10 protein-coding genes are annotated in these 12,244 nt (G+C 39.6%); all 10 read left to right on the plus strand.

The window, feature by feature from the left end:
* The first annotated feature begins 77 nt into the window (after window positions 1-77).
* The 10 genes from ACTQ45_RS04785 to ACTQ45_RS04830 all read left to right on the plus strand — a co-directional run bounded on the left by ACTQ45_RS04785 (window position 78) and on the right by ACTQ45_RS04830 (window position 12,142).
* Window positions 78-524 (plus strand): DUF4430 domain-containing protein, encoded by a 447-nt coding sequence (locus ACTQ45_RS04785; protein WP_441763077.1) that lies wholly within the window; start codon window positions 78-80, stop codon window positions 522-524.
* The gene (locus ACTQ45_RS04790) at window positions 500-1,063 is read left to right on the plus strand and encodes an ECF transporter S component (RefSeq protein WP_441763078.1); all 564 of its coding nucleotides are present in this window, start codon (window positions 500-502) and stop codon (window positions 1,061-1,063) included. The genes ACTQ45_RS04785 and ACTQ45_RS04790 overlap by 25 nt, the downstream gene beginning before the upstream one ends.
* 256 nt (window positions 1,064-1,319) lie before the next feature.
* On the plus strand, window positions 1,320-3,119 hold the full coding sequence (locus ACTQ45_RS04795) for a cache domain-containing sensor histidine kinase (protein ID WP_441763079.1): 1,800 nt from the start codon (window positions 1,320-1,322) through the stop codon (window positions 3,117-3,119).
* Between the two features lies 1 nt (window position 3,120).
* A complete protein-coding gene (locus ACTQ45_RS04800; RefSeq protein ID WP_441763080.1) occupies window positions 3,121-4,656 on the plus strand; it encodes a response regulator transcription factor in 1,536 nt (511 codons plus the stop codon).
* Window positions 4,653-5,354 (plus strand): DUF624 domain-containing protein, encoded by a 702-nt coding sequence (locus ACTQ45_RS04805; RefSeq protein ID WP_441763081.1) that lies wholly within the window; start codon window positions 4,653-4,655, stop codon window positions 5,352-5,354. The genes ACTQ45_RS04800 and ACTQ45_RS04805 overlap by 4 nt, the downstream gene beginning before the upstream one ends.
* A complete protein-coding gene (locus ACTQ45_RS04810; RefSeq protein ID WP_441763082.1) occupies window positions 5,347-6,708 on the plus strand; it encodes a hypothetical protein in 1,362 nt (453 codons plus the stop codon). The genes ACTQ45_RS04805 and ACTQ45_RS04810 overlap by 8 nt, the downstream gene beginning before the upstream one ends.
* Before the next feature lie 210 nt (window positions 6,709-6,918).
* Window positions 6,919-7,893, plus strand: coding sequence for an ABC transporter permease (locus tag ACTQ45_RS04815; protein WP_441751574.1), 975 nt, complete (start codon window positions 6,919-6,921; stop codon window positions 7,891-7,893).
* Window positions 7,894-7,907: 14 nt separating this feature from the next.
* Window positions 7,908-8,840 carry a carbohydrate ABC transporter permease gene (locus ACTQ45_RS04820; RefSeq protein ID WP_441751572.1) on the plus strand — a complete coding sequence of 311 codons (933 nt, stop codon included), beginning with the start codon at window positions 7,908-7,910 and terminating at the stop codon, window positions 8,838-8,840.
* 32 nt (window positions 8,841-8,872) lie between these two features.
* Complete coding sequence (locus tag ACTQ45_RS04825) at window positions 8,873-10,528, plus strand: ABC transporter substrate-binding protein (RefSeq protein ID WP_441763083.1); 1,656 nt, start codon at window positions 8,873-8,875, stop codon at window positions 10,526-10,528.
* A 195-nt stretch (window positions 10,529-10,723) separates the two neighbouring features.
* Window positions 10,724-12,142, plus strand: a complete 1,419-nt coding sequence (locus ACTQ45_RS04830; protein WP_441763084.1) for a response regulator transcription factor — start codon at window positions 10,724-10,726, stop codon at window positions 12,140-12,142.
* The last annotated feature ends 102 nt before the right edge of the window (window positions 12,143-12,244 follow it).

Consider the following 12,244-nt stretch of genomic DNA (forward strand, 5'->3'; position numbering starts at 1 on the left):
GTAGCTCTGCTTGTGTCGCTGTTTTAGCAAATAATTGGCTTCTATCAAAGCTTAAGTTTACTAAGGAGGAATTATTTATGAAAAAATGGTTATTACTTTTATCAGCATCTTTTGTCTTGGCAGCTTGTGGTCAAGAGGTTGCAGAACCCCAGGTTGACACGTCAGCTGACACATCGACAAGTGTCGTTGAAAGCGAGGTCAGCTCAGAGCTTGCGAGTTCAGAAACAGATGCTGACTTAGTTGAGGTCACAGTGTCCGTAACGGAAGATGGCGAATTAATTACAGACGGTGAACAAGTAGTCGAAGTCGAAGAAGGTGCACTGTTATTAGATGTGATGAAAGAACATTATGCTATCACAGAAGACGGCGGCTTTATCTCAGCCATTAATGGCGTAGAACAAGATGAAGATGCAGGCAAATGGTGGATGTTTGATGTCAACGGTGCAATGGGCGAAACCGGTGCGGCAGAAACTGAATTACAAGCAGGTGACTTAATTGAATGGAAACTAGAGGCCTTCGAATAAAACCAAGAAAATACTTTAGCGTTCAAAGAATTGCTGTCTTAGCTGCCCTAACCGCCATGAGTCATGTTGGGCGCTTGCTCTTCCAATTTATCCCTAATGTTCAGCCAATGACGACGATTCTCTTACTGATTGCGCTAGTGATGGGGACTGTTGACGGGCTGGTTGTCGCTTTATTGTCCTTGTTACTATCCAATATGTTTCTAGGGATGGGTCCTTGGACAATGTCACAATTTATTGCGTTTACAGTCGTTATATTAGTGACGGGTTGTTTGCGACCAGTCTACCGTTCAAGCCGCCTAAAGCCACTACTGAAACGTGGCCTGTTTATTGCTTTTGCTTTTCTGACAGGTTTGCTGTACGGCTTTGTTATTTCGATAATCGATACTAGATTATTCGGCATTGCTAATTTCTGGGTCTATTATTTACAAGGCCTATCCTTTGATCTATTACATGCTGCTGGAAATGCTGCCTTCTTCTTAATCTTGGAACCAATTCTGGTACCCTTAATTAAAAAGCACAGTGGCTTGTCGTTCAATTAAAGACAACAGGACCAATCAGACCAACTCATAATGACTGGCCGAAAGGTCGTGTAGGAAAAATCCATCATCAAAAGCACTCATTGACGCATAGGCTTTCAATGGGTGCTTTTTGTTTTCTCAAAGGTATAACGAATGAGTCAATCTTTACAAAAGAAAAAAAATCAGGCACAATGTTGTTAACGGATACATTAAAGTATATACTTTAACGGATGGCTCATTCATGGTAAAAAGCAGCACAATCAGGGGTTGAAGCATAGTGAAAATTAAACAATTTTTTCAAATGAATACAATTAAGAAGCGACTCTACTTGATTTATGTAGGGCTGCTTTTTATTCCCATTATTCTGGTAGGCTATTATATCAGTGTTGAAATCCGCTCGAATCAGATCGATACGAAAATTGAAGAAATCGAACAGAATACCATTCGGACAACGAATGATTTAATCAGAACCTTTGAATTGATCATCCGCGTCTCTGACTGGATTTACCAAGATGAGCGACTTGCTCAAATTGTCGGGACCCAGTTTCAGAATATCTATGACGTTGTGCAAACCTATGAAACTTATAGTCAGTTTTCTGACTATATAAAATATTATCCCGAAATAGATTATTTACGTTTTTATACGGATAATCCTACCCTCTTGAGTAGTGTCGGCTTCCATCCAGTCACCCCGGCTATTACTTCAACAGCTTGGTATCAAGATACGATCGAAAAACGTGGACAAATCGTCTGGCGCATGATTGAAGATCCCATCACTAGGGAAAAAAATTTAAATCTGACGCGCTCAGTCTTTCGAAACAATCAGTTTATTGGTGTGGTAACCATTGCAGTGTCGACCGATGAAATCAATCAAATGCTAGCCAACTCAGGTAACAGTACTTTTTTAACATTGGATAATAATTTAATTTTTAACTACACGAGTCCCGAGTCGCCAGAAGAAGTCTCTGATTATTACCGCTTATTGGCTTTAGAAGGTGACCGAATTGACTTGAATCACGCGAATAGTGAGGAAGAAAGTATCCAAGGGACTGGTAATCAACTCACCTTTACGGTACAACCCGTTCCTTTGAATAAATCCTTGATTTCTCACTTTGAAATCGTTGGGACGGTGCCGACCATCAGCATAACCCGAGAGGCGAACCGCGTTTTAGTGACCGGTTATTTAATTATTGGTTTTGTCTTCTTGATATCCCTATTGATTTTAACGCGCTTTATTCAGCACTTTAATCGCCGCGTTTTACTCCTAAAAGAAAGTATGACCAAAGTGTCTCACGGTGATTTTGATATACCAAACAATTTGACTGGTAATGATGAAATTACGGATATTTACCAAGAACTACGAACAACGATGGGAAGTCTTCAGACCTTATTAGAAGAAGGTTACCAGTATGAAATTGATCAGAAAAATTGGCAACTTGTCAAAAAAGATGCCGAATTTAAATTGCTAGCCAGCCAGATTAATCCACATTTTTTATACAACACCTTAGAAATGATCCGCATGAAGGCGCTAAAAAATAAAGACCCAGAAGTTGCTGAAACGGTCAAAATATTAAGTAAACTGATGCGAAAAGCGCTTGAACGCGACCGTGAAGAAATGACATTGAACGAAGACTTGGCCTTTATCGAAATGTATTTACAAATTCAAAAATTACGACTAGGTGAGCGTCTGACCTATCGTATTCACATACAGACGACAAAAGAGTATATGATTCTTCCCTTATTAATCCAACCGATTATCGAAAATGCTTTTATTCATGGCGTTGAAAAAGTCAGTGGCCCTGTGAGAGTCTCACTTGAAGTGCTTGTATTAGACCGAGATATAGCGATCGTTATCCGAGATAATGGTCGGGGCATTTCAGCAGAGAAATTGGCCGACTTACATGCCTTGTTGAAAAATGAGAAGGAAGCCAAGCGGATTGGCATTAGTAACGTTCAGCAGAGAATCCAACACTATTACGGTGTGAACTATGGCTTAACTATTTCTAGCGAAGAAGGAAAAGGAACAGAAGTTACTATTTTATTACCACAGAAAATAAATGAAAAAGGGGAGCAATAAGATGCATTCAGTCTTAATTGTAGACGATGAGCCAATTGTACGCGAAGGACTCGCCTATATTATCGATTGGCAAGCAGCAGGTTTTGAAATCATCGCTTCAGCTAGCGACGGCCTTGAGGGAATAGAAATGATGAAGCGCTATCAGCCAGACGTGGTCTTAACCGATGTCCAAATGCCAGAAATGGACGGCATAGAGATGGTTCGTTATGCCTGTGAGAATGGCTTACGCCGGGAATTTATTATTCTATCGGGTTATTCAGAGTTTACTTACGCAAAAGAAGCCATGTCTTTAGGGGTTGCCTACTACTTATTGAAACCAGTTGATGAAGATGAATTACTCGATGCGCTGAAAAGAATTTCTCAACAAATTTTACTTAAGAAAAAACAAGCAGCTAATTTAACCCTCTATCAAAACTATGTCGATGCTAGACGAGTCCGTCATTTTATTCTGAATGAACAATGTGATAAAGAGCTAATGACCCGCATGGCCTTTGATAGCTATTGTTTATTAGCCTGTGATTATGAGGCCTTTGGTGTGAACTCACAAGAATTAGAGGCGATTTTTGATGAGCATTTATTTGGGAAAGTTGTCAGCTTTAGTCATGGTAGCTTGCAATATGTTTTGCTGGCCGATCAAACGAGCAGTGAAATTAGCCGCATGACCCAACAATTAAGCAGTGCCCTCCAAGCCAAGCACCCAGAAATATATGTCATTGTCAGCCAATTAACAACAGATGTTAAAGAATTACCGCAATTACAACAATCAATTAAAGCGTTAAAAGAGAAACGTTATATTTTCCCAACCTTACCAATTGTTTCCCATAAGCACCTACAGGATTTAACGGAGAAAAACAAGAATAAAGCGGTGGGCTTTGAAAAGGTCGTTTGGAAGCAGAATTTACTCGACGCGATTAAACAAAATCGGAAAAAGAAAATTCGTGCTTACCTGAGCGAAATAGAGTATTACTATCAGAAAAATGAGTGGACAGAACGAGAAATCAAGGCGGATATCGCCGAACTCTTCAATTTTTACTGTGATGAAATTGAAGAAGATATCAATCAGCCAATGAAAGAGCGTGACAAACGCTATATTATCTCTGTCATTTTGAGTGAGCGCTCACTACAACAAACTTTTGAATTTCTGAATGAGATCTTTATTGATTTTAGCCGTCTCTTAGTCATCCAACAAGAAAGATTTGATATAGTTGACGAGATGAAGCACTATACTCATAAATACTATCACCTCAATTTAACCCTGCAAGAGCTAGGCAAAGAATTAAATTACAGTCATTCTTATTTAGGAAAAAAATTCCGGTCAGAAGTCAAAATGAGTTACCGCATGTACTTGGATCAAGTCCGAATAAAAGCTGCCAAACAATTGATCCAAGATGAAAACTTTTTGATCTATGAAATCGCAGAAAAGGTTGGCTATGCCAACAGTGACTATTTTTCTAAAAAATTCAAAGCCTTAGTTGGGCAAAGCCCAGGTGCCTACCAACGCGACTGGCAAGATGCGAGAGAGAAGGAAATGACGTGACCAATAAAAACATTATCAACAGCCAATTTTACAAAATACTCCGCTATGGTTATTTTTTCCTAGCGAGTAATCTATTATTTATCCTTGCCAACTTATTATTTTTAATCGTCTTTATTACGTTTCCACCCAGACTAGAATTTTCGATCATTTACTTAATTGCTTTAATTCCATTGGGACCAGCCTTGACAGCCCTGTTTTTCTCAATGGGACAATTGGTTCGAACGGGGGATCTCGCACCTGTTAAAGATTTCTTTAGAGCCTATCGGTCAAACTTTTGGCTGTCTTTGAAATATTGGCTACTGCAATTAACAGTGAGTGCCATCCTACTCATTGATGCCATCTATTTTTATCAAAGAGATTGGCAAATCCTTGCGGCAGTCTTTCTTGTCCTATTCTTACTTGTGTGCCTCTTTTCACTGATTGGCTTTCCACTGATCGCTACTTTTGAAATCGAGTTAAAAAGTATTTATCAAGCAACAGTCGTGGTCATTTGGCAATACGCGCTTAAGCAACTAGTCAATTTATTAACGATTGTGGCTCTTGCAATTATTTTCTGGGCCTTTCCAAGCGAATTATTTTTATTTTTGTTTTCCTTAATTGCCTTCTATGTCATGCGACATAACCAAAACATGTTTGAGGCCTTGGCGGAACAGTTTTCACAGCCAGCGCCGGAAGGAGACGACCCCTTAGATGACTAAAAAGAACTTATTTTACAGCCTATTTGGCTTATTATTAATCCTTGCTATCCCCGCTTATTGGCTCAGCCAAGACGGTCCAACCCAAGAAGTGACAGCCTCTACTTTTGAAGCTAGCATTGTTGAACCGTTTAAAGTGTTAGAAGCCCTAGAAGAATTCAGAATCACAGATGAGGATGAAGAATACGTCTTTACGTCAGATGGTGAAAAACTAGTCAGTGCTGATTTACCAGCAATTGAGGAAGAGGCACTTTGGGACTTTATCGCTCAAGTCATCAGCTTACAAGCCTTAACATTAGAAAAAGCCCCTGAACATACCTCGCTTGAAAAAATGACGCGCTATACTTTCACTCAGGATGAAAATTACGATATAACGCTCGAACTTTATGCGCTAGCTAATTCTGATAGTCATATTGGAGTAGTGACGCAGCGAATCGGTGACAAGGAACAAGAGGACGTCTTGGAATTTCCTAACTTGCCGCTTGCTATCTCTGACTTTTCATTGCTCTATTTAGAAGCTCCCCTTGATTTAGGCTTAGGCAGTTTAATAGAAGTGGCCTATCAAGATACCAAAAACGACCTCACCTTAAGTCAAGAGAGTGACTGGAGTCATGTGGAACGCTCACCTTTTATCAGTGGTTGGTTCTTGCATGATGTCTATCAAACAGACTTTTCGGTCGAATATAAGCAAATGGAAAGCTTCCTAACGACACTGAAGAATTTACATGCGCAGCCTTTACCCGACTTTGAGCCGGCAACAGCTGAAAGGGCCAGTTTAAGCTTAAGCCTGATGGACGATGCCCAGCAAACAAGTCACTTAGCCTTTTATCCACACAGCGAAGAAAACCTGGCCATGTACTGGCAAGAAAAAGACGCCTGGTACGCTGTGCCACAAGGACTCGTCAATGATCTCACCTTAGACCCCCAAGCACTCATCGACAACTTTATCGCCTTAATTCCATTGGACGCGGTCGAAACAATTACCTTCGATGGACTGCAAAATATGACGATTAATCATCTGGTCGAAACAATCGGTGAAGGCGAATTGGCTGAAGAACATCATGAATTTTCTTTGGACGGGCATCTTGTCGAAGAAGTGGCTTTTAGAAAAGTCTATCAATATTTAGCTGCCTTATCTTATCAAGATTTGATCCCAGCAGACGCCACGATGCCTGAAGAAGCTAGTTTGACGCTGACTTATCAATTTGAGTCTGAGGGCGAAACACTCGCCCATGTGATTCATTTTTATGATGTCTCAGAAGAAAGCTATGCCGTTGAGAAAAATGGTGTGCTAGAATTTACGGCATCCAAAGCACAAATTGACGATATGTTGACAGAATTAGCAGAATTTAACTAAATATAACTTCCGAAATCTGGACAAAAGCATCGCTTGCCTTTAACTTTTAAGCAACGTAAAGTGCTATTGTTCAGATTTTTTTAGTGATTTTTCGACAAATTTCATTAAATAGCTAATTTTGACAGGCTAAAGAGCTAATTTTTATGGTTTGTTTTGTAAGCGGTATCAAATATACTTTGATTAAGAAGAGCGAAAGAAGGAGTGATTAGTGTGGAAGGTGTAAAGGTCATGGATAACGTCCTGCAAAGTAATCAAAAATCAAAAAAGAAGTTTAAAGAGAAAATTACGTGGAAGAAAATCAAGAACCAAAAAGGGCTCATCTTCATGGCATTACCTTTTGTTATCTGGTTATTAGTGTTCGCTTATTCACCATTAATTGGTTGGGCCATTGCCTTTCAAAATTATTTACCACAGAACGGTTTTTTCGGTTCAGAGTGGGTTGGGCTCAAACACTTTAGAGATTTATTCAGTGAACCAATGTTTTATACAGCTTTGAAAAATACATTAGGCATGGGAGGTTTAGGTCTAATTTTCGGGACACTCTCGTCCATTTCCTTTGCCCTAATCCTTAACGAGATTCGGTTTACCCGCTTTAAGAAATTTACACAAACCGTTTCTTACTTGCCCCACTTTGTTTCTTGGGTAGTTGTTGCGAATATCGTCATCCAAACTTTATCTACAAGTGGTGTCGTCAATGAGTTTTTAATGTCGATGAATTGGATCGAACGCCCAATAAACTTCATGGCAAAAGGGGACTATTTCTGGGGAATTGTAACCATCGCAGATGTTTGGAAAGAAACTGGTTGGAATGCCATTATTTATTTAGCAGCGATGACCAGTGTCGATCAAGAAATGTATGAAGCAGCTCGAGTAGATGGCGCCACTCGTTGGCAACAAATGTGGAGCATCACTTTACCATCGATTCGTCCAATCATCATTATTTTATTAATCATGAGTATCGGTAACTTAATAAATATTGGTTTTGAAAAACAAATGTTATTAGGTAACAACATTGTCGCCAACCAAGCCCTCGTTATTGAAAAATATGCCTTGGACTATGGGATTGGGATGTTCCGCTATTCATTTGGTACAGCTATCGGAATCTTCAAGTCTGTCGTAAGTATCGTATTAATCTTTACGTTTAATGGGATTGCGAAACGAACAGGCGAAGGTCAATTAATGTAAGAGGAGGAGCACAGATGACAGCAATTTTAAGTAAAAGAATAAAGAAACGGAAAGGCCCGCTAAATACGAGACCGACCGTTACAGATGTCCTATTAGGTATCGTGATGCTATTCGTCATTGTAGTGACTCTGTATCCCTTCCTGAATGTATTAGCCGTTTCTTTAAATGATGCGACGGATACTGCCCGCGGAGGCTTACATATTTTCCCAAGAGATTTCACTCTACAAAACTATAAGGAAATATTCTCGTCGAATAATAACTTACTGACAGCCTTTCGTAACTCGGTTTTAAGAACCATAATTGGAACAGTCGCATCGACTTTCTGTTGTGCCGTTCTAGCCTATGTTCTAAGCCGTAAGCACTTTGTCTTTCGTAAGCCGTTAACAATTATGTTAATGCTAACGATGTATGTCAGCGGAGGTTTAATTCCGTCTTACTTACTGATCAGAAATCTCGGCTTAATCAATAACTTCGCTGTTTATATCATCCCTGGTCTAATCAGCGCCTTCAATGTCATCGTGATTCGTTCATTTATTGATGATCTGCCTGATGCCCTTGAAGAATCAGCCCGGATGGACGGTGCTAATGACTTCACGATTTTCATTAAGATTATCATGCCGCTATGTATGCCTGTTTTAGCCACTATCGCTTTATTTGTGGCCGTAGGTCAATGGAACAGCTGGTTTGATACTTACTTATATGCTCGAAGCAACACGAACTTAACCACGCTTCAGTATGAATTAATGAAAATTATGGATAACTCTAGTTCAATCACTGCCAACGATGTTAGCAGTATGAATCAAAATGCCGCTTTAGTCCCTCGTACGACGCCCGAGTCAATTAAAATGGCGATTACAATTATCGCTACCGTTCCAATTCTAGTGGTTTATCCTTTCTTACAAAAATATTTTGTGACGGGCCTAACCCTAGGTGCAGTAAAAAGTTAAACAATGCTTTATAAATGAATGGAGGATTTTTAATGAAAAAAAGCTTATGGTCAAAATCATTACTTATGTGTGGTAGTGTCTTACTAGCAGCAAGTGCTCTAATTTCACCGACTTTTGTAGGGGCTCAAGAAGAAGAAACAACGTTAACATTCTTTTCGGTGGACTTATCAATAGACGATCCATTTACTAACCCTGTTGCCCAAGAAATTACGGAACGTACCGGGATTAAACTAGAATTATCTCACCCGGTTGGTGGAGATGAACAAGCGATTCCATTGATGATTGCCAGTGGTGACTACCCAGACTTAATTTATAGTAAAGGTGATTTGAATAAGTTAATTGATGCGGGAGCGGTTATTCCTTTAGATGATTTAATCGAGGAAAAAGGCGAGAACTTAAAAGCGATGTATGGTGAGCAATTAACACGTTTAAGAAATAGTCTTGAAGATCCACAAATTTACCACTTAGGAACGGGTGGCGTAACAAACTTACAATTAAAAACTAGCGGGACCGTACAAATTCAATTAGATGTCTTAAAAGAATTAGGCTATCCAGAAATTAATACGTTAGAAGAATATGAAGCCGCCTTGACAGAGTATATCGACATGTATCCAGAGATTGATGGTCAACCAACGATTGGTTTAAGTTTACTAGGTAGTGACTGGCGTTGGTTAATTACAGTGGGTAACCCTGCAGGTTTTGCGGCAGGTTTCCAAGATGACGGGCAATGGCATGTCGATGAAGAAACTGGCGAAACGTTCTATAAATTCTTAGTGCCTGAAATCAGAGAATACTTCAAATGGTTAAACCATATGAATGACATTGGCTTATTAGACCCTGAATCATTCACTCAAACATTCGACTCATATATTGCGAAGTTATCGTCAGGTCGCGTTTTAGGTACCGCTGACCAAGATTGGAACGTTTCTCAAGCAGTTGCTGTATTAAAAGCTGACGATAAAGCCAATCGCCTATGGGCACCTTTACCAGTTACTGTTTCAGAAGATCAACTTTCTCAAAGTACGCGTGACGCAGGCTTTACCGGTACAATGGGTATCTCAATTTCTTCAACGTCAGACAAGCAAGAAGAAGCCTTTGAATTTTTAGACTGGATGGCGACTGAAGAAGCACAAATCCTAGTTAACTGGGGTGTTGAAGGTGTTCACTATGACATTGTTGATGGTTTACGTGTTCAAAAACCAGAAGATAGAGAAAATGCGAACACAAACCCTAACTATAGTATTGACGCAGGAATTGGCGCTTATATCCATCCTTTCCCAATGTGGGGGAATGGCGCTTTGGACTCAAACGGCCAAACAATCGGTCGTGACTCTAAAGTAGATATTATGGAAAACTATACAGAGGCTGAAGTTGAAGTACTAGAAGCCTATGGTATTGATTTATGGGTAGAAAGCTTCCCACAACCAGAAGAGTTAGGTCAACCACCGCATGGACGTGCATGGGAATATGTTATCCCAACAAGTTCTGATGTGACGATTATACAACAGAAAGCAGACGACTTAACGACTCAAAAAATTACTGAAGCAATTTTAGCAAGTCCAGAAGACTTCGATGCAATCTATGATGACATGGTAGCTCAATTAGAAGCCATGAATATCAAAGAAGCAGAAAGTCAAATGACGAAAATTACAACAGACCGTATGGAATTATGGAGTTCAGGCAATTAATTTTCCTATTTTGCCTTTGGGGTGTTGAATTTAAGGAGGCACTTATATGGCTTAGTCCATATAGGTGCTTTTTATTTGTTTGGCAAATCAGGTGTTTACAAATAGGAAAACTTGAGGGACAATGTGACTAATTCGTGTTTTAGTGGTAACGTTTTATAGTGTATATAATGCGAGGAAAAATGAGGGAGGAATTCAATGCGTAAAGTACTGATCGTAGACGATGAAGCCATGATACGAGAAGGATTACGTTATGTCATCGATTGGCAAAGTTATGGCTTTGAGATTGTGGATACCGCTGAGAATGGGGAAGTCGGCCTAGAAAAGATTGCTCACTATCAGCCGGATGTCGTGATTGCAGATATTAAAATGCCAGGAAAAAATGGTTTAGAGATGATCAATGCGGCAATCGAGCAAGGTTTAACTTTTTATGCGGTCATTTTATCAGGCTATTCTGATTTTGATTATGCTCGACAAGCAATTCAATTGGGGGCAGTCAATTATTTACTTAAGCCGGTCAATGAGGATGAATTAATCAAGATTTTAAAGTTGATTACTCAAAAAGAAACGGAAAAATTTGAACACAATCAAGCCAATATCTGGCATGCGAAGCTATTTGGAAGTGATATGACTGGGGTTGATCGTTTTCGTTATGTGAAACTCTTGCGTTTACCACAAGAGCAAGAGACCGAAAAATTAGTGAATGCCTTGTTGCAGGAAGTGTCTGAGGCAGTGGTATTGACTTATCGTCAGTATCACTATGTGGTAATCTTAAGTGATGAACAGGTAAGTGAAGAGACGATTGGCCAACTTTGTCAACACGAAATGCCTCAAGAAGAGATGTTAGTGTCGCGGTGGTATGCAGCAGGTGAAAACTTGAAACCTATGGTCGAAGAGCTACAAAGTTTAAGTGAGTTGATTTTCTTGTTGCCGCAACAATTGCTGTCACAGGTCATAATCGAAAATCTTCGTAGTCATTATCCTGCGATTCAGCAAGCGAGTGAACGCTTGTTAAAAGCGATTTTTTCCCGTCAAGGGTTGAAAATCGCTCTAAAAGATTATTGGCAGAATTTCTATCACAATGTGGCAAGTGAGGAAGCGATAAAATGGCGAGTGAATGGTGATCTGGAGTGGATCCATCAACAAATTACCGGCAAAGTACCCGTTGAGATTGCTTGGTCTTCGGAACAGCTTCACGAAGAAATTTATTTGGCTGAGTCTTTGTCTCAGCTAAAAGATATGATGGCAACGAAGGTAGATAAGTTGAGTATCTTAATTGCGAGCTCTTTGAATCATCTGGATATTGTCTCAGAGTTGATTAAATATACGAAGGAAAATTACCAAGAGGAGCTAACCTTGAAAAAAGTTGGCGAATTATTCAATTACAATAGTGCTTACTTAGGTAAGAAATTCCGGAAGGAAACGGGAGAAAACTATTTGTCATTTCTCGATCAAGTGCGAATGGAAAAAGCGAGCGATATTCTGCAGCATTCTAATTTTATGGTGTATGAAGTGGCCGAAATGGTCGGTTATAGCAATTCGGACTATTTCTACAAGAAATTTAAACAACATTTTAATGTGTCACCTAATGAGTTTCGAAACAATTTAATGAAATAAGCCATAAAAAGAGAGTCTGGCACTCAGCGCTTGTCGCGTTGTTGTGTCAGACTCTCTTTGTTTTAGTTTTAGTCAGCTGTTGACAATTAAAAGCAGTTGTTA

This window comes from Fundicoccus sp. Sow4_D5 (genome assembly GCF_052116365.1).
In the GTDB taxonomy this organism is placed as follows: domain Bacteria; phylum Bacillota; class Bacilli; order Lactobacillales; family Aerococcaceae; genus Fundicoccus.